Origin of the sequence: Streptococcus oralis (genome assembly GCF_001075675.1) — a bacterium.
Lineage (GTDB): Bacteria > Bacillota > Bacilli > Lactobacillales > Streptococcaceae > Streptococcus > Streptococcus oralis_V.
The window spans coordinates 14,095-37,541 of the sequence record NZ_JUNW01000053.1 but is presented as its reverse complement, the minus strand read 5'-3'; the positions used below and the strand labels follow the sequence as shown (position 1 = coordinate 37,541).

Below are 23,447 nucleotides of genomic sequence, written 5' to 3'. Positions count from 1 at the left end.
TATTGTTAAGATAAAGGAGTTTTCAAGGTGAAAAATAAATGGTTATTAAAATCAGTCAGATACAGTATTCTCGCATTCTTTCTATTACTGATTCAGTTATCGCAAGGAGTAGATGCAGATACCATCTCTGCAGGTTCGGGCAATCGTATCCATTTCATAAATACAAAAGCAAAATCTGGGAGTGATGCCATCCTTCTGGAAAGCAATGGTCACTATGCTTTGATTGATATGGGTGAAGACTATGATTTTCCTGATGGGAGTGATCCACGCTATCCAAGCCGCTGGGGAATTTCCATGAGAAATTATCAAGTATTGGAGGATCGATTGATTCGCCACTTGGATCAAATAGGTGTAAAAAAATTAGATTTTATTATAGGAACTCATGTTCATAGTGACCATATTGGTGGAGCAGACGAAATACTCAATCGATATCAAGTCGGTAAGTTTTATTTGAAAAAATATTCAGATGATCGGATTACAGCAAACTGGGGACTATGGGATAATCTTTTCAATTATGATAATGCTTTGAGAGCAGCTCAAAAAAGAGGAGTTACTCTTATCCAGAATATTTCAGATGAGGATAGCCACCTAAAATTAGGTGATATGGATATCCAACTCTACAACTATAAGAATGAATATGATGCTGACGGGAATCTGAAAAAAGTTCGAGATGATAACTCCAACTCCATCGTTTCAGTAGTGACTGTGGCAGGAAAGAGAATCTATCTTGGTGGAGATTTGGATAATGCCGAGGGAGCAGAAGATAAGTTAGGTCCAGTTATCGGCAAGGTTGATATGATGAAATGGAACCACCATTATGATGCGACAATTTCAAATACGATTAATTTCCTTGAAAACTTATCACCAAAAATGATTATTCAGACAACTGGTGGAGATATTAATGTTGCTTCAACCAGAGAATACCTTCAGAAGAAAAACATTCAGGTTCTTCATGCTGCTAGCCAAACTCAAGACGCTACTGTTTTTGATATTAGCGATAAAGGATTTGCAAATGTTTCAAATACCTTCCCTGATATCCCTGTAGTTGACGAAAAATGGTATCAAGAAGATGGCTATTGGAAATATCGTTTGACTGATGGAGAAATGGCTATCGGCTGGAGAGAGATTGGCGGAGCCACTTACTTCTTTAATGGAAAAGGACAAATGCAAGCAGGTCGCTGGCTTCACCTTAACGACGACTGGGGAGAAAATGCCAAAGGGAATGATTACTATCTGAACCAAAATGGTAAAATGCAAACTGGTGGTTGGTTCAAACTAGATGACTCTTGGTATTATATCCAATCAAATGGTGCTAGACGATTTAGCGAGCTCTCTGAAATTGGAGGGAAAAAGTATCTCTTTGCGGCAGATGGCAAGATGCTAACAGGACACCAAGTCTATAATGGCAAGAAGATGTTCTTTAGCGAAAGTGGAGCACTCCAAACAGCAGGTAAGCCTTCAACTTGGCAAAAGATTGATTCAAATTGGTATTTCTATGATGAGGATGGGCTAAAGACTGTTGGTAAAAAGAATATCAATGGAAGCACATACTACTTTAATCAAGAAGGTATCATGCAAACTGGCTGGGCCTTTGTTGATGGTTACTGGAACTATTTTGCAAGTTCTGGAGCTATGAAAACTGGTTGGGTCAAGGATCAGGAAACATGGTATTATCTGGATAAAGATGGCATCATGTTAACTGGTAGACAAGATATAAATGGTGTTCGTTACTATTTGAATGCTAGTGGTGCCATGCAGACTGGCTGGAAGTGGCAAGACAATAGCTGGTACTTCTATACGAACTCAGGTGCTATGAAAACTGGTTGGTTGAAAGATAAAGAATCATGGTATTATTTGAATCCAGAAACTGGTATCATGGCTGTAGGATCTAAAGAGGTTGATGGTAAGAACTATTTCTTCAGCTCTGCAGGGACTATGCAAGTTGGATGGCAGTGGTCAAATGATTCTTGGCATTACTACGCTACGTCTGGCGCACTCCAAACTGGTTGGTTGAAAGATGGTGATGCATGGTATTATCTTGAAGGTAAGGAAGGCGATATGTTAGTCGGCCTCCATCAAGTAGATGGTAAGCAATATTACTTTAGCAAATCTGGAGCCATGCAAACTGGCTGGAAATGGTTTGATAATCATTACCGTTACTTTGAATCAAATGGAGCCATGAAAACTGGTTGGATAAAAGACAAGGGTGTCTGGTATTATCTAAATCCTGAAGATGGCATCATGTTGGTTGGCCTTCATAAAGTCAATGGTGATCATTATTACTTTGATGAATCAGGAGCTATGCAAACAGGTTGGAAACAGCTTGATGGTAATTGGTACTATTTCCAAGCTAATGGTTCTTTGTTGAAGAACGCAACAACACCTGATGGTTACAAAGTAAACGAAGAAGGTATCTGGAAACAGGCTGTTGCTGCTGTAAATAGTGATGCAGTCAAGCCAGAACAGAAACAAGAAGCTAATTCCTCTATTGTTGAACAACCTAAACAAGATTCAAATCTAGAAGCCAACGCTTCTGATAAGAAAGAAAGCGAATAAAGAAGAAATCCCCTACTGGCAACTAATTTTTCAGTAGGGGATTTTTTTAATTTCGTTTTAATTTAGCAAGTACAAGGTTCAGTGCATAGTGAAGTGTTTTGTCTTTGGTGATAAAGAGGGTCAAGAGGTAATAGATACCACAAGTTGCTACGGTAGAAAGAACCATGAGAATCATATTGAAGTTTACTGTGTAGGAATTGATTTGGAAAATCATCTTGAAAATATAGAAGATTGGAATAAAACCAAGGGATATAATGCTATAACGTGTTAAGGTTATAAAAATTTCTTTTAAACTAATCAGTTGGTGTTTCTTGATAAAATGAATTTCAAGTAAAACAACGATAGTTTCTGCGATAATGGTCGTAGCGATGTAATACTCAGGTGCAAAAATATTATTGAAATACAAGATGCTATTTAATAGGATATTAGCTCCACCACCAAGGAAGTAGAAGGCAGTTAAGCGATTTTCATGATCGTTGATAAAGATAATCTGTTTACCAAGAATCAACTCAATAGCCCATATGATGGTACGAAAAGCGAAGACGCTAGTTACGATACCCGCTTCAAGATATTTTTCAGAAGAATAAATAACAGTTGCGTACCGTCCCAATATCATAATCCCGATACTAGTTGGAACCATAAGGAAATAGAATAAGGATGCCGCTTGATTCACGAGATAATTATAGGACTTGTAATCCTTTTTACCAAGATAGTAGCCAAGACGCGGAATACTGACGTTGATAGCTCCACTCAAGACACTGGCAATCAACATGACGATACTATAGGCAATTGTATAGTAGGAAATATAGTTCTCATCCGGTCCCTTGGTGATAAACATTCTATCTAGCAAGGTATAGAGCATATTAGCGTTTGCTAAGAGAAGCATAGTAAAGAGTGGTTTAGAAGCTTTAGCTAATTCGACGAAACCAATCTTAACAAAAGAAACTTCTCTCTTAATCCAAAGAAAACTGAGCAGGTAGTTGAGGATAGTGGTCGCTGTCATAACGATAGCATAAGGAACGATATCATCTGCCGTTTTAACGAAGGCGAAGATAGCGACCAGCATGGTAATTCGAATAATTAACGTTTTATAGAGGATGAAGGCATAATTTTCATAAGCCTCGTTCATCCATTCGATATTGAGAAATTGGAAGAGTGCTTGGGCCCCTAGGATGTAGTAGAGGACTTTCAGATTCTCAATGCTGGTGTCAAATAAGATAATGAGGAAGTAGATACCTGTCGTCAGGAGAGAAGTGAAAACCGAGATATAAAACAACTTAGAAAAGACGTAGTTGATTTTATTCTTGTCATCCTTGACCTTACTGATAGCTCGAATCCCGTAGTTGTATATTCCAAAGGCAGCTAGTGGAATAACGAAACTTGCCCAGGTATTGGCCGTATTGAAATAACCGTAGTTGGATTTGCTGAGAATCCGCGTCAGATAAGGGTTGGTTATCAGTGGAAAAACGATATTGAGAATATTGACCAGCAAGCTGGCCAAGGCATTAACTTTTATATTTTTCATTGAACTTTCTTTCTTAAATCTAAAATCATATCTAGTATTATATCACATTCTCGCTTCATTCTTTTGATAAAATCGTAAAAATCTAGTATAATAGATAGACTGAAAGTATGAGGTTACTAGATATGAAGATGAAACAAATTAGTGATACAACACTGAAAATCACGATGACTTTAGATGATTTGATGGATCGGGGAATGGAAATCGCAGACTTTCTCGTCCCTCAGGAAAAAACCGAAGAGTTTTTCTATGCTATTTTAGATGAGTTAGAGATGCCAGACAATTTCTTGGATAGTGGCATGCTGAGTTTCCGCGTGACGCCAAAACCTGATAAAGTCGACGTCTTTGTGACCAAGTCTAAGATTGACCAAAATTTGGATTTTGAAGATTTGGCGGATCTACCAGACATGGAAGAATTAGCTCAAATGTCGCCGGATGAATTTCTCAAAACCTTGGAAAAGAGCATTGCAGATAAAACCAAGGACGATATTGAGGCCATCCAATCTCTAGAGCAGGTCGAAGCAAAGGAAGAAGAGCAAGAGCAGGCAGATAAGGAGACTGAGAGTAAGAAAGAACCTTATATCTACTATATCCTGCGCTTTTCAAGCCTTGGTGACTTAGTTGCTTTTGCAAAGACGGTTAACTACCAGATGGAAACCTCTGAACTCTATAAGATGAATGGGCACTACTATTTGACAATCTTAGTCGATGTGGAAAATCATCCAAGTCCATATCCGGCTTGGCTCTTGGCTCGTATGCGTGAGTTTGCAGACGACAGTGACATCAGTCGTTCAGTCTTGCAAGAGTATGGGCAAATCTTGATCAATCACGATGCAGTTCTTAATCTGCAAAAGATTCGTTCATAATTTTTAAAATCAATTTTCATTTATCAAGAAAGACGAATCATGGGATTCGTTTTTTCTTTTCTAGACTGAAATAGTGATTTACTATAATAGGAATTTTCATAAAATTCTGTTATAATGGCTATATCAGAAAATTTCTAGGAGACAAACATGACAGTTAAAATTGCTTTATTTGGATTTGGTACCGTTGCAAGTGGCGTGCCTTTCCTCCTAAAGGAAAATGTAGAAAAAATCGTTCAGTCAGCTCATTCAGAGATTGAAGTAGCCAAGGTATTGGTCAAGGATGAAGATGAAAAGAACCGCTTGCTTGCAGCAGGAAATGACTTTAACTTTGTAACCAATGTAGACGATATTTTATCAGACAAGGACATTACTATCGTAGTGGAATTGATGGGGCGTATCGAACCGGCTAAGACCTTTATCACTCGTGCCTTAGAAGCTGGGAAACACGTTGTTACTGCTAACAAGGACCTTTTGGCTGTTCATGGTGCAGAATTGTTAGAAATCGCTAAAGAGCACAATGTGGCACTCTACTATGAAGCAGCAGTAGCTGGTGGGATTCCAATTCTTCGCACTCTAGCAAATTCATTGGCTTCTGATAAAATCACGCGCGTTCTTGGTGTCGTTAACGGAACTTCCAACTTCATGATGACCAAGATGGTCGAAGAAGGCTGGTCTTATGATGATGCTCTGGCTGAAGCGCAAAGACTTGGTTTTGCAGAAAGCGACCCTACAAATGACGTGGATGGGATTGATGCAGCCTACAAGATGGTGATTTTGAGCCAGTTTGCTTTTGGGATGAAGGTTGCTTTTGACGATGTAGCCCACAAGGGAATCCGTAACATCACACCAGAAGACGTAGCTGTAGCCCAAGACTTGGGCTATGTAGTGAAATTGGTTGGTTCTATCGAGGAAACTCCTTCAGGTATTGCTGCAGAAGTGACTCCAACCTTCCTACCTAAAGCACACCCACTTGCCAGTGTGAATGGGGTAATGAACGCTGTTTTTGTAGAATCTATCGGTATCGGTGAGTCTATGTATTACGGACCAGGTGCGGGTCAAAAACCAACTGCAACAAGTGTTGTAGCGGACATTGTCCGTATCGTTCGTCGCTTGAATGATGGTACCATTGGTAAAGACTTCAACGAATATAGCCGTGACTTGGTCTTGGCTAATCCAGAAGATGTCAAAGCTAATTACTACTTCTCAATCTTGGCTCCAGACTCAAAAGGTCAGGTCTTGAAATTGGCTGAGATTTTCAACGCTCAAGATATTTCCTTCAAGCAAATCCTCCAAGATGGCAAAGAGGGTGACAAGGCGCGTGTAGTGATTATCACTCATAAGATTAATAAAGCACAACTTGAGAATGTTTCAGCTGAGTTGGCCAAAGCTTCAGAATTTGACCTCTTGAATACCTTCAAGGTGTTAGGAGAATAGGATGAAGATTATTGTACCTGCAACCAGTGCCAATATTGGGCCAGGTTTTGATTCGGTTGGTGTAGCTGTAACCAAGTATCTTCAAATTGAGGTTTGTGAAGAACGGGATGAGTGGTTGATTGAACACCAGATTGGCAAATGGATTCCCCATGACGAGCGTAATCTCTTGCTCAAGATTGCCTTGCAAATTGCGCCTGACTTGCAACCAAGACGCTTGAAAATGACCAGCGATGTTCCCTTGGCGCGTGGTTTGGGTTCTTCTAGCTCTGTTATAGTTGCTGGGATTGAACTGGCCAACCAGCTGGGCAAGCTCAACTTATCTAACCACGATAAATTGCAACTGGCGACCAAGATTGAAGGGCATCCTGACAATGTGGCACCAGCTATCTATGGAAATTTTGTTGTTGCGAGTTCCGTTGAAGGTCACGTTTCAGCAATCGTGGCTGACTTCCCCGAGTGTGATTTTTTAGCTTATATTCCCAACTATGAATTGCGCACTCGAGACAGCCGTGGTGTCCTTCCTAAGAAATTGTCCTACAAGGAAGCTGTTGCGGCCAGTTCTATCGCCAATGTGGCCGTTGCAGCCTTGTTGGCAGGAGACATGGTGACAGCTGGGCAAGCAATCGAGGGGGACCTCTTCCATGAACGCTATCGTCAGGACCTAGTGAGAGAATTTGCGACGATTAAGCAAGTAGCCAAAGAGAATGGTGCCTATGCAACCTACCTCTCCGGTGCTGGACCGACAGTGATGGTCTTGGCTTCTCACGACAAGATGCCGGCGATTAAGGCAGAATTGCAAAAGCAGTCTTTCAAAGGCAAACTTCATGATTTGAAAGTTGACACCCAAGGTGTCCGTGTCAAAACAAAGTAAAGAAATAGAAGATAGGATGGGGAAACTCTTGACCAGAGGACTTCCTATCCTTTTTTTGAAAAGAAGTTTATACTCAATGAAAATCAAAGAGCAAACTAGGAAGCTAGCCGCAGGTTGCTCAAAACATGGTTTTGAGGTTGTAGATGAAACTGACGAAGTCACTAACCATACCTACGGTAAGATGACGCTGACGTGGTTTGAAGAGATTTTCGAAGAGTATTGGTTAAAAACTTGATAAAGGAGAAATAAAGATGGCAGAAATTTATCTAGCAGGTGGTTGTTTTTGGGGCCTAGAGGAGTATTTTTCCCGAATTTCGGGAGTGCTAGCTACCAGTGTCGGCTACGCTAATGGGCAAGTCGAAACGACCAATTACCAGCTGCTCAAGGAAACAGACCATGCAGAAACGGTTCAAGTAATTTATGATGAGAAAGCTGTGTCACTCAGAGAGATTTTGCTTTATTATTTCCGTGTTATTGATCCAGTGTCTATTAACCAGCAGGGGAATGACTGTGGTCGCCAATATCGAACGGGAATCTATTATCAGGATGAAGCAGACTTGCCAGCTATCTACACAGTGGTGCAGGAGCAGGAGCGCATGCTGGGTCGAAAGATTGCAGTAGAGGTGGAGAAACTTCGCCACTACATATTAGCAGAAGACTACCATCAAGACTATCTCAAGAAAAATCCTTCAGGTTATTGTCATATCGATGTGACCGATGCTGAGAAGCCATTGATTGACGCCTCAAACTATGAAAAGCCTAGTCAAGAGGTGTTAAAGGAAAGCTTAACTGAAGAGTCTTATCGTGTTACGCAAGAAGCTGCTACAGAGGCTCCATTTAGTAATGCTTATGACCAAACTTTTGAAGAGGGGATTTATGTAGACATCACGACAGGGGAGCCACTCTTTTTTGCTAAGGATAAGTTTGCCTCAGGTTGTGGTTGGCCAAGTTTTAGTCGTCCGATTTCTAAGGAATTAATTCACTATTACAAGGATTTGAGCCATGGAATGGAGCGAATCGAGGTTCGTTCTCGGTCAGGAAATGCTCACTTGGGTCATGTCTTTACAGATGGACCTCAGGAGTTAGGTGGCCTGCGTTACTGTATTAATTCTGCCTCCTTGCGCTTTGTAGCCAAGGATGAGATGGAAAAAGCAGGATATGGCTATCTATTACCTTACTTAAACAAATAAAACTGAGAGGGTGGGGCTTCCCACTTTCTTCATTTCCAGAATAAGAATAGAAGGGATTTATGAAACACTTACTATCTTACTTCAAACCCTACATCAATGAGTCGATTATAGCACCCTTGTTCAAGCTACTAGAAGCTGTTTTTGAGCTCTTGGTTCCCATGGTGATTGCTGGGATTGTTGACCAGTCCTTGCCTCAGAGAGATCAAGGCCATCTCTGGATGCAGATTGGCCTGCTCCTTATCTTTGCAGTGATTGGCGTTTTAGTGGCCTTGGTAGCTCAGTTTTACTCAGCCAAGGCAGCGGTTGGGTTTGCCAAAGAACTGACAGACGACCTTTATCGTCATATTCTTTCCCTACCCAAGGATAGCAGAGATCGTCTGACAACTTCTAGCTTGGTGACTCGCTTGACTTCGGATACTTACCAGATTCAGACTGGTATCAATCAATTCCTGCGCCTCTTTTTGAGAGCGCCTATTATCGTTTTTGGAGCCATTTTTATGGCCTATCGCATCTCGGCTGAGCTGACTTTCTGGTTCTTAGTTATGGTTGTCATTTTGACGATTGTCATTGTCGGTCTCTCTCGACTGGTCAATCCTCTCTACAGCAGTCTCAGAAAGAAAACGGATCAGCTGGTTCAGGAAACGCGTCAGCAATTACAAGGCATGCGAGTTATTCGTGCTTTTGGTCAGGAAAAACGAGAGTTACAGATTTTTCAAACTCTTAACCAAGTTTATGCTAGATTACAAGAAAAGACGGGTTTCTGGTCTAGTTTGTTAACACCTCTGACCTATCTGATTGTTAATGGAACTCTTCTCGTCATCATCTGGCAGGGCTATATTTCAATTCAAGGAGGTTTACTCAGTCAAGGTACCCTGATTGCTCTTATCAACTACCTCTTGCAGATTTTGGTAGAATTGGTTAAGCTCGCCATGCTGATCAATTCACTCAACCAATCCTATATCTCAGCCAAGCGAATTGAGGAAGTTTTTACTGAAGCTCCAGAAGATATTTTTTCAGAATTAGAAGAAAAGCAAGCTACAGGTGATCGGGTTTTGCAAGTCAAAGAATTAACCTTTACCTATCCTGATGCGTCTCAAGCTTCTCTGAGAGACATTTCCTTTGATATGAAACAAGGGCAAATCCTTGGTATCATCGGGGGAACTGGTTCAGGTAAATCAAGCTTGGTGCAAGTCTTACTTGGTCTTTATACAGCAGACAAGGGTAGCATTGACCTTTATCGAAATGGACGTAGTCCTCTTAATCTTGAGCAGTGGCGGTCTTGGATTGCCTATGTTCCCCAAAAGGTCGAACTATTTAAAGGAACTATTCGTTCCAACTTGACTCTAGGTTTCAATCGAGAAGTATTTGACCAGGAACTATGGCAGGCCTTGGAGATTGCGCAAGCTAAGGATTTTGTCAGTGAAAAGGAAGGGCTCTTGAACGCCCTAGTTGAGGCAGGAGGGAGAAATTTCTCAGGCGGACAAAAACAAAGGCTGTCTATCGCACGTGCAGTCTTGCGCCAAGTTCCATTTCTCATCCTAGATGATGCGACCTCGGCCCTGGACACCATCACTGAGTCCAAGCTCTTGAAAGCTATCCGAGAAAATTTGCCAAATACAAGCTTAATCTTGATTTCTCAACGAACCTCAACTTTACAGATGGCAGACCAGATTCTCCTCTTGGAAAAAGGTGAGCTCCTAGCTGTTGGCAAGCACGATGACTTGATGAAATCCAGCCAAGTCTATCGCGAAATCAATGCATCCCAACACGGAAAGGAGGACTAGCATGAAACTACAAACTGCAAACCAAACGCTCAAGCGTTTGGCTAAGGATTTATTAAGCCATCCTTTCCTCCTTTTCCTAGCTTTTCTAGGAACTATTGCCCAAGTTGCTTTATCGATCTACCTACCTATCTTGATTGGGCAGGTCATTGACCAGGTCCTAGTAGCTGATTCTTCACCAGTTTTTTGGCAGATTTTCATCCAGATGATCTTGGTGGTCATAGGAAATACACTGGTACAATGGGCCAATCCTCTTCTTTATAATCGTCTAATCTTCTCTTATACCAAAGACTTGCGAGAGCGAATCATTCATAAGCTCCATCGTTTACCGATTGCTTTTGTGGATCGGCAGGGCAGTGGAGAGATGGTTAGTCGTGTGACCACAGACATAGAACAGCTGGCAGCCGGCTTGACCATGATTTTCAATCAATTTTTCATTGGTGTTTTGATGATTTTGGTTAGTATTCTAGCCATGCTCCAAATTCATCTCCTCATGACCCTCTTGGTCTTGCTGTTGACGCCCCTGTCCATGGTGATTTCACGCTTTATTGCCAAACGCTCCTATCATCTCTTCCAGAAGCAAACAGAGACCAGGGGGATCCAGACTCAGTTGATTGAAGAGTCTCTTAGCCAGCAAACTATTATCCAGTCCTTCAATGCTCAAGGAGAGTTTATCCAAAGATTGCATGAGGCGAATGCCAACTATGCAGGCTATTCTCAGTCAGCTATCTTTTATTCTTCAACGGTCAATCCTTCGACTCGCTTTGTCAATGCACTCATTTATGCGCTTTTAGCTGGAGTGGGAGCCTATCGTATTATGATGGGTTCAACCTTGACCATTGGGCGTTTAGTGACTTTTTTAAACTATGTCCAACAGTACACCAAGCCCTTTAATGATATTTCTTCTGTTTTAGCCGAGTTGCAAAGTGCTCTCGCTTGCGCAGAGCGCGTCTATGCTGTCTTAGAAAGTCCTGAGGTTGCTGAAATAGGTAAGGAAATCTTGACCAGTGACCAAGTCAAGGGAGCTATTTCCTTTAAACATGTCTCTTTTGGCTATCATCTTGAGAAGGTTTTGATTAAGGATTTATCCATTGACATTCCAGCTGGTAGCAAGGTTGCTATTGTTGGTCCTACGGGTGCTGGCAAATCAACCCTCATCAATCTCCTCATGCGTTTTTATCCTATTAACTCGGGAGATATCTTGCTAGATGGTCGTTCCATTTATGACTATGGTCGTGCTTCTCTGCGCCAGCAGTTTGGCATGGTGCTCCAAGAAACCTGGCTCAAGCAAGGGACCATTCATGACAATATTGCCTTTGGCAATCCTGAAGCCAGTCGAGAGCAGGTGATTGCTGCGGCAAAAGCAGCTAATGCAGATTTCTTTATCCAGCAGTTGCCGCAGGGATACGATACTAAGTTGGAAAATGCAGGAGAATCTCTCTCTATCGGCCAAGCCCAGCTCTTGACCATCGCCCGAGTCTTTCTAGCTATCCCTAAGATTCTTATCTTAGACGAGGCGACTTCTTCCATTGATACACGGACAGAAGTGCTAGTTCAGGATGCCTTTGCCAAACTCATGAAGGGGCGCACAAGCTTTATCATTGCTCACCGCTTGTCAACCATTCAAGATGCTGATTTGATTCTTGTCTTGGTAGATGGTGATATTATTGAGCAAGGTAACCATCATGACCTCATGGCTAGAAAGGGCAAATATTACCAGATGCAAAAAGCTTCAGCTTTTAGCTCTGAATAAGCCATTCCTATCCATTTTAAAGTCTTAATGACACTAAAAGTTGCCTTCGGGTGACTTTTTTGTTACAATAGCTAGAAAAAATCAGGGTCTTAGAAGGAGAAAACAATGAAAGTCTATCAGCATGTAAATACCGTGACTTGTGACCAAGATTTCCATGTTTATTTGGATGGTATCTTAGCCGTTAAGGACTCTCAAATCGTCTATGTCGGCCAAGAGAAGTCAGAGATTTTAGAGCAAGCTGAGCAGATTATAGACTATCAGGGAGCCTGGATTATGCCTGGATTGGTCAATTGCCATACCCATTCTGCTATGACAGGCTTGCGAGGAATTCAGGATGACAGCAATCTCCACGAATGGCTCAATGACTATATCTGGCCAGCAGAAGCAGGATTTACTCCCGATATGACTACCAAGGCAGTCAAAGAAGCTCTGACAGAGATGCTCCAGTCAGGGACAACAACCTTCAACGATATGTATAATCCCAATGGTGTGGATATTGAGCAAATTTATCAGGCAGTCAAGGCATCTAAGATGCGTTGTTATTTCTCACCGACCCTCTTTTCTTCAGAGACAGAAACAACTGCTGAGACCATAAGCAGAACACGTGCCATCATAGAGGAAATTTTAGGATATGAAAATCCAAATTTCATGGTCATGGTAGCCCCTCACTCTCCATATAGCTGTAGTAGAGACTTGCTGGAAGCGAGCTTAGATATGGCAAAAGAGCTGGACATTCCTATCCATATTCATGTGGCGGAGACCAAGGAGGAATCAGGAATTATCCTCAAACGATACGGCAAACGCCCCCTCGCATTTCTAGAAGAACTAGGTTACTTAGATCATCCGTCTGTCTTTGCTCACGGGGTCGAATTAAACGAGAGAGAAATTGAACGCTTGGCAACTTCTCATGTGGCTATCGCCCATAATCCTATTAGTAACCTCAAACTGGCCTCAGGGATCGCTCCAATCATCCAACTGCAAAAAGCAGGAGTAGTAGTCGGAATTGCGACTGACTCGGTTGCTTCCAATAATAATCTAGATATGTTTGAGGAAGGACGGACCGCAGCTCTTCTTCAGAAAATGAAGAGTGGAGATGCCAGCCAATTTCCTATCGAGACAGCCCTTAAGGCACTGACGATCGAAGGCGCTAAGGTTCTCGGTATGCAAGAACAGATAGGAAGTCTGGAAGTTGGCAAGCAAGCAGATTTTTTGGTCATCCAACCACAAGGGAAAATCCATCTCCAACCTCAGGAAAATATGCTCTCGCATCTGGTTTATGCTGTCAAATCCAGTGATGTTGATGATGTTTATATCGCTGGAGAACAGGTGGTTAAGCAAGGCAAAGTTTTGACAGTAGGGATTTAAAAAAATTTAAAAAAAGTTTGCAAAAATCTTGCATTCTTTTTTTGTCTATGCTATACTTATATACGGTTTGAAAAAACTGCCTAAGACAGTAGGGGAGCTCGACTCATAAAGATCCTACCGAGGACAAAACGTATCATGTAAAAAGAAGCGTATTGTACTTTCGTGTCTAGGTTTGGGCGCGTTTTTCTTTTGGAAAAATTCCCCAAGCAAAATAATTACGGAGGTGAACACACTAATGAGTGAAGCAATTATTGCTAAGAAAGCGGAACTAGTTGACGTAGTAGCTGAGAAAATGAAAGCTGCTGCATCAATCGTCGTTGTAGACGCTCGTGGTTTGACAGTTGAACAAGATACAGTTCTTCGTCGTGAGCTTCGTGGAAGCGAAGTTGAGTATAAAGTAATTAAAAACTCAATCTTACGTCGTGCAGCTGAAAAAGCTGGTCTTGAAGATCTTGCATCTGTTTTTGTTGGACCATCTGCAGTAGCATTTTCTAACGAAGATGTTATCGCACCAGCGAAAATCTTGAACGATTTTGCTAAAAACGCTGAAGCACTTGAAATCAAAGGTGGTGCAATCGAAGGCGCTGTCGCATCTAAAGAAGAAATCGTTGCTCTTGCAACTCTTCCAAACCGCGAAGGGCTTCTTTCTATGCTCCTTTCTGTACTTCAAGCGCCAGTGCGCAACGTTGCTCTTGCAGTCAAAGCGGTTGCAGACAACAAAGAAGACGCAGCTTAATCTTAAGCTACGCAGCGTAGCTTAGCTACGAAAAAACTATTATAAAATTAAAAACTTATTTGGAGGAAATAACAATGGCATTGAACATTGAAAACATTATTGCTGAAATTAAAGAAGCTTCAATCCTTGAATTGAACGACCTTGTAAAAGCTATCGAAGAAGAATTTGGTGTAACTGCAGCTGCTCCTGTAGCTGTTGCTGCAGCTGGTGCTGCTGACGCTGGTGCTGCTAAAGACTCATTTGACGTTGAGTTGACAGCTGCCGGTGACAAAAAAGTTGGCGTTATCAAAGTTGTACGTGAAATCACTGGTCTTGGACTTAAAGAAGCTAAAGAACTTGTTGATGGTGCACCAGGTGTCATCAAAGAAGGCGTTCCAACTGCAGAAGCTGAAGAAATCAAAGCTAAATTGGAAGAAGCTGGAGCTTCAGTTACTCTTAAATAATAGAGCAACTACTTTTGTAGCTTAAAAACATGATAAAACCGCTATTCTTAGGAGTAGCGGTTTTTCTTTTTATATTTCATGGGGTACAAATGGGGCAAACTAATTATATAGTTTATCTAGGAGACAAACAAGTTTTGAATAATAGGCTTTCCATAAAAAATAATACAAGTTTTTACCCTTCAGGATTTATTTTTTTCTGGTATCATCATTCCTATGAACAGTAGAAAAGTAAGTTTTTAATTTATTGATACTCCGGATATTACAATCTCAGTATTAAAGAACTTTATTGAAGGTAATTTTCGAACGGTTTGAGGTAATTTCAATGAAATTTTAATAGATATTTCAATTTTCTTCTTGACTCTGACCCTAGGTAAGGGATTATACTAATAGTAGATAAGAAAGGAGATTATTATGCAAATCAATATGATTCGTTCAGATAAAGTTTATCAGGAGATGCTTGAGCTTCCTTTAGAAAAGAGAGAAGGTCTCTTTCGAGCTAAAATATTAGCACCTTTTGCAATGAAATACCAAACGCAACACATCCCTTTGAAAGCAAAGTACCCTGGAGGATTTGATGCTCTATTCCTACTTGGCTTTATGAATCAGTTGCCCGGAACTCTATCAGAAAAGGATAGACCGGCTATCGACGCTCTGAGCTCTGATCAACTCTGGCAGGATTGTCAAGATACCATCAAGAGGAGTATTGGTCTTTTTGAACAGGCTGGTTATGATTTAGAGGTTGAGGATTACCATTTTACTATTTTATTGGGCAATCCAGAAAAACCTATGCTACAGCTCAATAAAGGTTACAGCGGAGATGGAGGAATTCCAGGCTACCTCATGCTTAGTTTACTACCAAATGACTATACTTTACCCCGTGTGCAGGCAGCGTTAGCCCATGAGTGCAATCACAATGTCCGCTTCCAATTTGTCAAATGGAACCAGCAGACGACACTAGCAGACTGGGTAGTCAGTGAAGGATTGGCAGAGTCTTTTGCGGCTGAGCTCTATGGTAAGGATCTCATTGGGCCTTGGGTTACTTCAACCAGTCCAGAGCAGTTAGAAGAGATTAAGCCCATCATCTCAAGTCAGCTTCAGCTAACAGGTATGGCGGAAATGGCTCCTTATCTTTACGGTGATGAAATTGCTGAGATTCAAGGTCAAATACCGGTTGGTATGCCTTATGCTGCAGGCTATGCTTATGGCTATCATCTTATACAAGCCTATCTGAAAAAGACTGGCAAGAGCATTATTGAGGCCACAGTAACACCAACAGAAGAGATTTTAGAGGCGACGAAAGACTTTTGGAAATGACACTTTTGTTTGAAAATTTGCCAGAAAATGATATAATGTAGGTGATTTCAGGAGGTGATAGTATGCACTATAAAAGAATTGAATTAAAGGTGACAGATCAAGGAATTCATGAGCGCAAGATTTTTCAAGGTGTTAAGATTTTCAGCCGTAGCAAGTTATCTAAAGATCAGAAAAGCATTCTAACACAGAAGCTTTACCTGACTCCGAAGCAAAACATCGTTTACTATCAACGGACAGATGTCAACTATGACCAGAACTGGCAGCATAATAAGGACTATTACGAATTAGTTTATGGTCAGTTGGACAGAGAGATTGTCTTTAAGGTTTGTCAAGATTTTGACGAACTAAGTTCTTTTCTGGAAAATGAGCTGCTGGAGAAGCTAAAAGAAAAGCAGTCAACAGGCAAATTTTTTGAAAAATTAGATATATAAAAATCCGGCTGCTTATGAAAGTAGTCGGATTTCTTCTAGTTTGATAGTGCTTAAACAATACCTTAACTATCATAGCCTTGGCTACATTTTTAAAAGTTGTTTTAGCTGTGTTGAGGAGCTTGATACTGATGTCCTCGACTCGACCAGAGTATATGGACATCTATTCATCTGATGAGAGGGATTTTATCATCCAGATATTCATAGCTGGGTGGCCGGCGGCGTTAGAAAGTGGTTCTTGCAGTGATGTGAAACCATAGTGCTGATAGATTGCCACAGCCGTATTCAGTTCAGTAGAGGTTTCTAGATAAAGCTGTTCATAACCTGCTAGGCGGACTTCCTGGAATATCCGCTTTATCAACCGGCTGGAATAACCTTTGCCACGGCTATTTTTAGTGACATACAGTTTTTGTAATTCAGCAATCTTATCAGACACAGGTGCAAAGCCACCGCAGCCAACCAGCTGTCCTTCATCTTCCAGAATAAAGTAAGCTGCTCTCTCTTGCTGTTGATAGTAGTCGGCCAAATGATCTAGATGAGAATCAAAGTAGACAGTTCCAGGTTTGTCAAGCCCGAATTCTTCAAGACTAGCTCGAATGAGCTGTGCTACAGCTGGATTATCTCTTACTTCCATTGGCCGTAAGTTCATCATTTGTCCTCCAATAGGATGTATCGACTAATTAAACAATACCTTGTGCAATCATAGCGTTTGCTACGTTTTCGAAGGCAGCGATATTTGCTCCTGCAAGGTAGTCAGTACCAAGTCCGTATGTTTCAGCAGTTGTTTTAGCTGTATTGAAGATGTTTGTCATGATGCCTTTGAGGCGTCCATCAACTTCTTCACGGGTCCATGAAAGGCGAAGGCTGTTTTGGCTCATTTCAAGCGCTGATACAGCTACACCACCAGCGTTGGCAGCTTTGGCAGGTCCGTAAAGGATTCCGTTTTCTTTGTAGACTTTAATCGCATCAAGGTCACTAGGCATGTTAGCACCTTCTGATACGCAGATAACTCCTTGAGCAACCAAACGTTTAGCTGCGTCGCCGTTGATTTCGTTTTGAGTCGCACATGGAAGAGCGATGTCGTAGTTTCCAGCGTAAGTCCATACAGAACCTTCATGGTAAGTAGCAGTTGCTTTCTCAGCTGCATACTCAGTCAAACGAGCACGGCGTTTTTCTTTAACATCTGTAAGAAGGTCGAAGTCGATACCATTTTCATCGATGACATAACCGTTTGAGTCAGATACAGAGATAACAGTTGCACCAAGTTCAGTTGCTTTTTGAAGAGCATATTGAGCTACGTTACCAGAACCTGAAATTACCACTTTCTTACCAGCAAAACTGTTACCATTAGCTTTGAGCATTTCTTCAGTGTAGTAAACCAAACCATAACCAGTTGCTTCTGGACGAATCAAGCTACCACCAAATCCAAGAGGTTTACCAGTCAAGACACCCGCATCAAATTGGTTAAGACGTTTGTATTGTCCGTATAGGTAACCAATTTCACGTCCACCAACACCGATATCACCAGCAGGTACGTCAAGTGATGGTCCGATGTATTTTTGCAATTCTGTCATAAAGCTTTGGCAGAAGCGCATCACTTCAGCGTCAGTCTTTCCTTTAGGATCGAAGTCTGATCCCCCCTTACCTCCACCGATTGGAAGTCCAGTTAAGACGTTTTTAAAGATTTGTTCGAAGCCGAGGAATTTCAAGATCCCTTGGTTTACAGTTGGGTGGAAACGAAGTCCGCCTTTATATGGTCCAACAGCTGAGTTGAATTGAACACGGTAACCACGGTTGACTTGGACTTTGCCTTCACGGTCAACCCAAGGAACACGGAAAGAAATTACGCGCTCAGGCTCAGTGATACGTGCCAAGATGTTTTCTTCGATATACTCAGGATGTTTTTCAAATACAGGTTCCAAAGTGCTGAAGAATTCTTCAACCGCCTGGAGAAATTCAGCCTCATGCCCGTTACGAGCTTTCACAGTTGCAAACACGCTTTGGATATAGTCTTTAGCAGATGTCATATCGTTCTCCTTTTTGTTGTTATATTTTATTACATGAGCCATTATAGCAGAATTTTTTTTGAGTGTAAAGAAAAAAACAGAAATTTTCTAAAAATTCTTTCAATTTACAAAACCGAACGTTTTTTATAGAAATTAGTTTCTCAAAGAGAAAATCTTAAAGTATGGTATAATATTAGAAATAAAAGGAATCTGGAGGATCAGAATCATGGTATCAACGAAAACACAAATAGCTGGCTTTGAGTTTGACAATTGCTTGATGAATGCAGCGGGTGTGGCTTGTATGACGATAGAGGAACTAGAAGGGGTCAAAAACTCAGCGGCGGGTACTTTTGTTACGAAGACTGCGACCTTGGACTTTCGTCAGGGCAATCCTGAGCCACGATACCAGGATGTTCCACTTGGTTCTATCAACTCCATGGGCTTACCAAATAATGGCTTAGACTACTATCTGAACTATCTTTTGGACTTGCAGGAAAAAGAGCCAAACCGAACTTTCTTCCTTTCCCTAGTCGGCATGTCTCCAGAAGAAACACATACCATCTTGAAAAAAGTTCAAGAGAGTGAATTCAAAGGACTGACAGAGCTTAATCTCTCTTGTCCAAATGTTCCAGGAAAACCTCAGATTGCTTATGATTTTGAGACAACAGATTGTATCTTGGCAGAAGTATTTGCCTACTTTACCAAACCTCTTGGAATCAAATTGCCACCTTATTTTGATATTGTTCACTTTGATCAAGCGGCTGCTATTTTCAACAAATACCCGCTCAAGTTTGTTAACTGTGTTAACTCTATCGGAAACGGCCTTTATATAGAAGACGAGTCTGTTGTGATTCGTCCTAAGAATGGTTTTGGTGGAATTGGTGGAGAGTATATAAAACCGACTGCTCTAGCGAATGTGCACGCCTTTTACCAACGTTTAAATCCCCAAATCCAAATCATCGGAACGGGTGGTGTTCTAACGGGTCGTGATGTCTTTGAACACATCCTCTGTGGTGCGAGTATGGTGCAAGTAGGGACTACCCTTCACAAAGAAGGCGTCGGTGCTTTTGAACGCATTACCAATGAACTAAAAGAAATCATGGAAGAAAAAGGTTATGAGAGCCTAGAAGATTTCCGTGGGAAATTGCGCTATATTGACTAAATTAAATCGAAAAATCAGAAGAAAGGAGAGAAGATGCTAGCCATTGAAGACAGTCAGAAGTTGACTTTATCAAATCTATCTAGCTTGAACCTATTTACAGGGACAGACCAGGGTCAGTTTGAAGTTATGAAGACTCAAGTGTTGAAGCAGATTGGTTATGATCCAGCTGATCTCAATTTTGCTTACTTTGATATGAAAGAAGTAGCCTATAAAGACTTAGAGTTGGAGTTGGTCAGTCTCCCTTTCTTTGCGGATGAAAAAATCGTGATATTAGACCATTTTGTCGATATTACAACAGCCAAGAAACGTTTTTTAACAGATGATGAGCTCAAGTCATTTGAGGAATACCTTGATAACCCTTCGCCAACAACCAAGTTGTTGATTTTTGCTGAAGGAAAACTGGATAGCAAAAGACGGTTGGTCAAACTGCTTAAACGAGATGCGACAGTATTTGATGCTATTGAACTCAAGGAACAAGAATTGCGCCAGTATTTCCAAAAATGGAGTCAGACACAAGGTCTGCAGTTTGTGGGGCAATCCTTTGAAAATCTACTTATCAAATCTGGTTTTCAATTTAGCGAAATCCAGAAAAATCTTCTCTTTTTACAGTCTTATAAGTCAGATGGCGTGATTGAGGAGAAGGATATTGTCGAGGCTATTCCAAAGACCTTGCAAGACAATATTTTCGACTTAACTCAGTTTATTTTAGCTAAGAAGATTGATCAGGCGCGTGACTTGGTTAGAGATTTGACCTTGCAAGGGGAGGACGAAATCAAGCTCATAGCTGTCATGTTAGGACAGTTTCGAACCTTTACTCAAGTGAAGATTTTATCAGAGACTGGTCAGACGGAATCGCAGATTGCAAGCAGTCTGGGAACTTACTTGGGGCGCAATCCTAATCCTTATCAAATCAAGTTTGCACTGAGAGATTCGAGAGGGATTTCCTTAGGTTTTCTCAAGCGAGCGATTTCTTATTTGATCGAAACAGACTACCAGATTAAGACAGGGGTCTATGAAAAAGGGTACTTGTTTGAAAAGGCACTTTTGCAGATCGCGACAGAAGCAAATTGAGCAAAAAACTTGAAAAAAGAGGATGATTGCGTTATCATTTTCATATAGAAAGAAAAAGAGGTATTACAGATGGCTATTATCTTACCAGACCTTCCATACGCATATGACGCTTTGGAACCATACATCGATGCAGAAACAATGCACTTGCACCATGACAAACACCATCAAACCTACGTCAACAATGCAAATGCAGCTCTTGAAAAACACCCTGAAATCGGTGAAGACCTTGAAGCTTTGCTTGCTGATGTAGAATCTATCCCAGCTGATATCCGCCAAGCGCTTATCAACAACGGTGGTGGACACTTGAACCACGCTCTTTTCTGGGAATTGATGACTCCTGAAAAGACTGCTCCTTCAGCAGAACTTGCAGCAGCAATCGATGCAACATTTGGTTCATTTGAAGAGTTCCAAGCAGCCTTTACAGCAGCAGCTACAACTCGCTTTGGTTCTGGCTGGGCATGGTTGGTTGTCAACAAAGAAGGGAAGCTTGAAGTGACTTCTACAGCCAACCAAGACACACCAATCTCAGAAGGTAAAAAACCAATCTTGGGCTTGGACGTTTGGGAACATGCTTACTACGTGAAATACCGCAACGTGCGTCCTGACTACATCAAAGCTTTCTTCTCAGTGATTAACTGGAACAAAGTAGACGAGCTTTACGCAGCAGCTAAATAATAAAATATGGAGGGAAGAATTGTTCTTCTCTTTTTAAGGTTATAAAGCAGCAGTCTGACAGAATCGTCAGACTTTTTTCATTTTCAGGATATTCGTGCCAACTTGTAGAAAATATGGTAAAATAGAGTGTTAAGTAATCGTGGAAAAGGAAGACTATGCGTAAAGAAATTTCACCTGAATTATACAATTATAACAAGTTTCCTGGCCCAGAATTTCAGGTAAATGGGGATAAGGTTGAGACTGAAGGGATTGCTTTTACCTTGGTTGAAAATATCAAGGAGGCTTTCGATGTGACAGTCTTTAATCAACGCTTCTCAGAAGTGTTGACCAAGTTTGATTATGTCGTGGGGGACTGGAGCAATGAACAGCTCCGTCTACGTGGCTTTTATAAAGATGACCGAACAGAGGAAAAAAATGAAAAGATTAGTCGCTTACAGGACTATCTTTTGGAGTACTGTAGTTATGGTTGTGCTTATTTTGTCCTAGAAAACCAAGCACCTAAGCGTGCATCATTTGACAAGAAAATGCGTAAAAAGGATGAGGAAAACCTTCCTAGAAGAGGCAAGAAACCTTCGCAAAACAAGAGAAAACCAAATGCGGATAAGAAAAATAGACGTCGTCATAAGGACCAAAAGTCTCAGAAAGAGGACAAGGGACAGCGCCATTTTGTCATTCGTCAGAAATAGATAGAGAATAAGGAGAAGAGATGAAACCGTCTATTTATAGTTTAACACGCCAAACCATGCAAGAATGGGTATTAGAACAAGGAGAAAAGAAATTCCGAGCAGATCAAATCTGGGAATGGCTTTACCGTAAACGTGTCCAGTCATTTGAAGAAATGACCAACCTTTCTAAAGATTTGATTGCTAAGCTCAATGAGCAGTTTGTCGTAAATCCTTTGAAACAACGAATTGTACAAGAGTCAGCTGACGGTACTGTTAAGTATCTTTTCGAGTTGCCAGATGGCATGTTGATTGAGACAGTACTCATGCGTCAACACTATGGCTTGTCAGTCTGTGTGACCACTCAGGTTGGCTGTAATATTGGTTGTACCTTCTGTGCATCAGGCTTGATCAAGAAGCAACGTGACCTCAATAACGGGGAAATCGTAGCACAGATCATGCTAGTTCAGAAATACTTTGATGAACGTGGTCAGGATGAACGTGTTAGCCATATCGTTGTCATGGGAATTGGTGAACCATTTGATAACTACAACAATGTTTTGAATTTTGTCCGTACCATCAATGATGACAAGGGGATGGCAATCGGTGCTCGTCACATCACTGTTTCTACGTCAGGTTTGGCTCATAAAATTCGTGACTTTGCTAATGAAGGCGTACAGGTCAATCTCGCTGTTTCCCTTCACGCACCCAATAATGAATTGCGCTCAAGCATCATGAAGATTAACCGTGCCTTTCCGATAGAAAAGCTTTTTGCAGCTATTGAGTACTATATCGAAACAACTAATCGACGTGTGACCTTTGAATACATCATGCTCAATGAAGTCAACGACGGTGTTGAACAAGCCTTGGAGCTGGCGGAGTTGCTCAAGAACATCAAGAAATTGTCTTATGTCAACTTGATTCCTTATAATCCAGTTAGTGAACATGACCAATATAGCCGTAGTCCTAAAGAGCGCGTGATGGCCTTCTACGATACCCTCAAGAAAAAAGGGGTCAACTGTGTTGTTCGTCAAGAACATGGTACTGATATTGATGCAGCTTGTGGACAATTGCGCTCCAATACAATGAAACGTGACCGCCAGAAGGCAGTCGCAGCGGTAAATCCATAAAATGACTAGAAAAAGAGAATTAATCTTAAGATTGGGAGTGGCTGTTTATAGTCTATGCATTGTCTGTTTTTGCTTCACTCCCCAGCCTCAACTTCCTACAGGAGTGGAAACTCCAGGTATTCAAACTTTTGGACGCCTGGTTTTTCTTTTAACTCCCTTAAACTCCCTGTGGAATCTAGGTGAAGTGACCAGTTTGGGACAAGTTATTTGGATCTTTTTGCAAAACATCTTAAATGTCTTCTTGCTCTTCCCTCTGGTCTTTCAACTGCTCTACCTTTATCCAAACTTACGAAAAACGAAAAAAATCCTATTTCTCAGTTTTCTTCTGAGCTTAGGAATCGAGTGCACACAACTAGTCTTAGACTTTTTCTTTGATTTTAATAGGGTCTTTGAGATTGATGATTTGTGGACCAATACCCTGGGTGGCTATCTAGCTTGGCTTCTCTATAGAGGACTGCATAAAAATAAGATAAGGAATTAGA

Annotated in this window: 22 protein-coding genes and 1 other annotated feature; of the genes, 19 read left to right on the top strand and 3 right to left on the bottom strand. The window is 41.2% G+C overall.

Features of this window, described 5'->3' with window-relative positions:
- Positions 1-27 precede the first annotated feature (27 nt).
- Positions 28-2,556, top strand: coding sequence for an MBL fold metallo-hydrolase (locus ADM50_RS07285; protein WP_049485095.1), 2,529 nt, complete (start codon positions 28-30; stop codon positions 2,554-2,556).
- Positions 2,557-2,602: 46 nt separating this feature from the next.
- On the opposite strand, the gene ADM50_RS07280 is transcribed toward ADM50_RS07285, so the two are convergent.
- Entirely contained in the window at positions 2,603-4,081 is a 1,479-nt protein-coding gene (locus ADM50_RS07280) for an oligosaccharide flippase family protein (protein ID WP_049485093.1), read from the bottom strand.
- Between the two features lie 122 nt (positions 4,082-4,203).
- Here ADM50_RS07280 and mecA point away from each other — a divergent pair, with 122 nt between their 5' ends.
- The 12 genes from mecA to ADM50_RS07220 all read left to right on the top strand — a co-directional run bounded on the left by mecA (position 4,204) and on the right by ADM50_RS07220 (position 16,262).
- Entirely contained in the window at positions 4,204-4,944 is a 741-nt protein-coding gene (mecA, locus tag ADM50_RS07275) for an adaptor protein MecA (RefSeq protein ID WP_049485091.1), read from the top strand.
- 147 nt (positions 4,945-5,091) lie between these two features.
- Complete coding sequence (locus ADM50_RS07270; RefSeq protein WP_049485088.1) at positions 5,092-6,378, top strand: homoserine dehydrogenase; 1,287 nt, start codon at positions 5,092-5,094, stop codon at positions 6,376-6,378.
- Position 6,379: 1 nt separating this feature from the next.
- Positions 6,380-7,249, top strand: a complete 870-nt coding sequence (gene thrB / locus ADM50_RS07265; protein ID WP_049485087.1) for a homoserine kinase — start codon at positions 6,380-6,382, stop codon at positions 7,247-7,249.
- 76 nt (positions 7,250-7,325) lie between these two features.
- A complete protein-coding gene (locus ADM50_RS09725; protein ID WP_025170984.1) occupies positions 7,326-7,484 on the top strand; it encodes a hypothetical protein in 159 nt (52 codons plus the stop codon).
- Between the two features lie 16 nt (positions 7,485-7,500).
- The gene (msrB, locus tag ADM50_RS07255) at positions 7,501-8,439 is read left to right on the top strand and encodes a peptide-methionine (R)-S-oxide reductase MsrB (RefSeq protein WP_000818188.1); all 939 of its coding nucleotides are present in this window, start codon (positions 7,501-7,503) and stop codon (positions 8,437-8,439) included.
- A 59-nt stretch (positions 8,440-8,498) separates the two neighbouring features.
- Positions 8,499-10,223 carry an ABC transporter ATP-binding protein gene (locus ADM50_RS07250; protein WP_049485085.1) on the top strand — a complete coding sequence of 575 codons (1,725 nt, stop codon included), beginning with the start codon at positions 8,499-8,501 and terminating at the stop codon, positions 10,221-10,223.
- Position 10,224: 1 nt separating this feature from the next.
- Positions 10,225-11,973, top strand: a complete 1,749-nt coding sequence (locus ADM50_RS07245; protein ID WP_049485084.1) for an ABC transporter ATP-binding protein — start codon at positions 10,225-10,227, stop codon at positions 11,971-11,973.
- Positions 11,974-12,078: 105 nt separating this feature from the next.
- Positions 12,079-13,338: a TRZ/ATZ family protein gene (locus tag ADM50_RS07240; protein ID WP_049485082.1), complete on the top strand. Its 1,260-nt coding sequence runs from the start codon at positions 12,079-12,081 to the stop codon at positions 13,336-13,338.
- 61 nt (positions 13,339-13,399) lie between these two features.
- Positions 13,400-13,535, top strand: a sequence feature (ribosomal protein L10 leader region).
- Positions 13,536-13,573: 38 nt separating this feature from the next.
- Positions 13,574-14,074 carry a 50S ribosomal protein L10 gene (gene rplJ, locus ADM50_RS07235; protein ID WP_001287274.1) on the top strand — a complete coding sequence of 167 codons (501 nt, stop codon included), beginning with the start codon at positions 13,574-13,576 and terminating at the stop codon, positions 14,072-14,074.
- A 74-nt stretch (positions 14,075-14,148) separates the two neighbouring features.
- Positions 14,149-14,517: a 50S ribosomal protein L7/L12 gene (gene rplL, locus ADM50_RS07230; RefSeq protein WP_001196964.1), complete on the top strand. Its 369-nt coding sequence runs from the start codon at positions 14,149-14,151 to the stop codon at positions 14,515-14,517.
- A 411-nt stretch (positions 14,518-14,928) separates the two neighbouring features.
- Positions 14,929-15,831 carry a DUF2268 domain-containing putative Zn-dependent protease gene (locus tag ADM50_RS07225; RefSeq protein WP_049485081.1) on the top strand — a complete coding sequence of 301 codons (903 nt, stop codon included), beginning with the start codon at positions 14,929-14,931 and terminating at the stop codon, positions 15,829-15,831.
- A gap of 62 nt (positions 15,832-15,893) precedes the next feature.
- Positions 15,894-16,262 (top strand): EXLDI protein, encoded by a 369-nt coding sequence (locus ADM50_RS07220; protein WP_049485080.1) that lies wholly within the window; start codon positions 15,894-15,896, stop codon positions 16,260-16,262.
- Between the two features lie 160 nt (positions 16,263-16,422).
- On the opposite strand, the gene ADM50_RS07215 is transcribed toward ADM50_RS07220, so the two are convergent.
- Positions 16,423-16,908: a GNAT family N-acetyltransferase gene (locus ADM50_RS07215; RefSeq protein ID WP_049485078.1), complete on the bottom strand. Its 486-nt coding sequence runs from the start codon at positions 16,906-16,908 to the stop codon at positions 16,423-16,425.
- A 31-nt stretch (positions 16,909-16,939) separates the two neighbouring features.
- On the bottom strand, positions 16,940-18,286 hold the full coding sequence (gene gdhA / locus ADM50_RS07210; RefSeq protein WP_049485077.1) for an NADP-specific glutamate dehydrogenase: 1,347 nt from the start codon (positions 18,284-18,286) through the stop codon (positions 16,940-16,942).
- Between the two features lie 205 nt (positions 18,287-18,491).
- Between gdhA and ADM50_RS07205 the strand changes: the two genes are divergently transcribed.
- The 6 genes from ADM50_RS07205 to ADM50_RS07180 all read left to right on the top strand — a co-directional run bounded on the left by ADM50_RS07205 (position 18,492) and on the right by ADM50_RS07180 (position 23,446).
- Positions 18,492-19,427, top strand: coding sequence for a dihydroorotate oxidase (locus tag ADM50_RS07205; protein ID WP_049485076.1), 936 nt, complete (start codon positions 18,492-18,494; stop codon positions 19,425-19,427).
- Positions 19,428-19,460: 33 nt separating this feature from the next.
- Positions 19,461-20,498, top strand: a complete 1,038-nt coding sequence (gene holA / locus ADM50_RS07200) for a DNA polymerase III subunit delta (protein ID WP_049485074.1) — start codon at positions 19,461-19,463, stop codon at positions 20,496-20,498.
- 69 nt (positions 20,499-20,567) lie between these two features.
- Positions 20,568-21,173 (top strand): superoxide dismutase SodA, encoded by a 606-nt coding sequence (gene sodA / locus ADM50_RS07195; RefSeq protein ID WP_000974733.1) that lies wholly within the window; start codon positions 20,568-20,570, stop codon positions 21,171-21,173.
- A gap of 155 nt (positions 21,174-21,328) precedes the next feature.
- The gene (locus ADM50_RS07190) at positions 21,329-21,859 is read left to right on the top strand and encodes a YutD family protein (protein ID WP_049485073.1); all 531 of its coding nucleotides are present in this window, start codon (positions 21,329-21,331) and stop codon (positions 21,857-21,859) included.
- A gap of 20 nt (positions 21,860-21,879) precedes the next feature.
- Positions 21,880-22,965: a dual-specificity RNA methyltransferase RlmN gene (gene rlmN / locus ADM50_RS07185; RefSeq protein WP_000804768.1), complete on the top strand. Its 1,086-nt coding sequence runs from the start codon at positions 21,880-21,882 to the stop codon at positions 22,963-22,965.
- 1 nt (position 22,966) lies between these two features.
- Positions 22,967-23,446: a VanZ family protein gene (locus ADM50_RS07180; protein ID WP_049485070.1), complete on the top strand. Its 480-nt coding sequence runs from the start codon at positions 22,967-22,969 to the stop codon at positions 23,444-23,446.
- Position 23,447: the final 1 nt, after the last annotated feature.

What these genes read in the sequence shown, in the direction of transcription:
- ADM50_RS07280 (WP_049485093.1), bottom strand. Translation starts at nt 4,081, where the DNA reads ATGAAAAATATAAAAGTTAATGCCTTGGCCAGCTTGCTGGTCAATATT.
- mecA (WP_049485091.1), top strand. Translation starts at nt 4,204, where the DNA reads ATGAAGATGAAACAAATTAGTGATACAACACTGAAAATCACGATGACT.
- ADM50_RS07270 (WP_049485088.1), top strand. Translation starts at nt 5,092, where the DNA reads ATGACAGTTAAAATTGCTTTATTTGGATTTGGTACCGTTGCAAGTGGC.
- thrB (WP_049485087.1), top strand. Translation starts at nt 6,380, where the DNA reads ATGAAGATTATTGTACCTGCAACCAGTGCCAATATTGGGCCAGGTTTT.
- ADM50_RS09725 (WP_025170984.1), top strand. Translation starts at nt 7,326, where the DNA reads ATGAAAATCAAAGAGCAAACTAGGAAGCTAGCCGCAGGTTGCTCAAAA.
- msrB (WP_000818188.1), top strand. Translation starts at nt 7,501, where the DNA reads ATGGCAGAAATTTATCTAGCAGGTGGTTGTTTTTGGGGCCTAGAGGAG.
- ADM50_RS07250 (WP_049485085.1), top strand. Translation starts at nt 8,499, where the DNA reads ATGAAACACTTACTATCTTACTTCAAACCCTACATCAATGAGTCGATT.
- ADM50_RS07245 (WP_049485084.1), top strand. Translation starts at nt 10,225, where the DNA reads ATGAAACTACAAACTGCAAACCAAACGCTCAAGCGTTTGGCTAAGGAT.
- ADM50_RS07240 (WP_049485082.1), top strand. Translation starts at nt 12,079, where the DNA reads ATGAAAGTCTATCAGCATGTAAATACCGTGACTTGTGACCAAGATTTC.
- rplJ (WP_001287274.1), top strand. Translation starts at nt 13,574, where the DNA reads ATGAGTGAAGCAATTATTGCTAAGAAAGCGGAACTAGTTGACGTAGTA.
- rplL (WP_001196964.1), top strand. Translation starts at nt 14,149, where the DNA reads ATGGCATTGAACATTGAAAACATTATTGCTGAAATTAAAGAAGCTTCA.
- ADM50_RS07225 (WP_049485081.1), top strand. Translation starts at nt 14,929, where the DNA reads ATGCAAATCAATATGATTCGTTCAGATAAAGTTTATCAGGAGATGCTT.
- ADM50_RS07220 (WP_049485080.1), top strand. Translation starts at nt 15,894, where the DNA reads ATGCACTATAAAAGAATTGAATTAAAGGTGACAGATCAAGGAATTCAT.
- ADM50_RS07215 (WP_049485078.1), bottom strand. Translation starts at nt 16,908, where the DNA reads ATGAACTTACGGCCAATGGAAGTAAGAGATAATCCAGCTGTAGCACAG.
- gdhA (WP_049485077.1), bottom strand. Translation starts at nt 18,286, where the DNA reads ATGACATCTGCTAAAGACTATATCCAAAGCGTGTTTGCAACTGTGAAA.
- ADM50_RS07205 (WP_049485076.1), top strand. Translation starts at nt 18,492, where the DNA reads ATGGTATCAACGAAAACACAAATAGCTGGCTTTGAGTTTGACAATTGC.
- holA (WP_049485074.1), top strand. Translation starts at nt 19,461, where the DNA reads ATGCTAGCCATTGAAGACAGTCAGAAGTTGACTTTATCAAATCTATCT.
- sodA (WP_000974733.1), top strand. Translation starts at nt 20,568, where the DNA reads ATGGCTATTATCTTACCAGACCTTCCATACGCATATGACGCTTTGGAA.
- ADM50_RS07190 (WP_049485073.1), top strand. Translation starts at nt 21,329, where the DNA reads ATGCGTAAAGAAATTTCACCTGAATTATACAATTATAACAAGTTTCCT.
- rlmN (WP_000804768.1), top strand. Translation starts at nt 21,880, where the DNA reads ATGAAACCGTCTATTTATAGTTTAACACGCCAAACCATGCAAGAATGG.
- ADM50_RS07180 (WP_049485070.1), top strand. Translation starts at nt 22,967, where the DNA reads ATGACTAGAAAAAGAGAATTAATCTTAAGATTGGGAGTGGCTGTTTAT.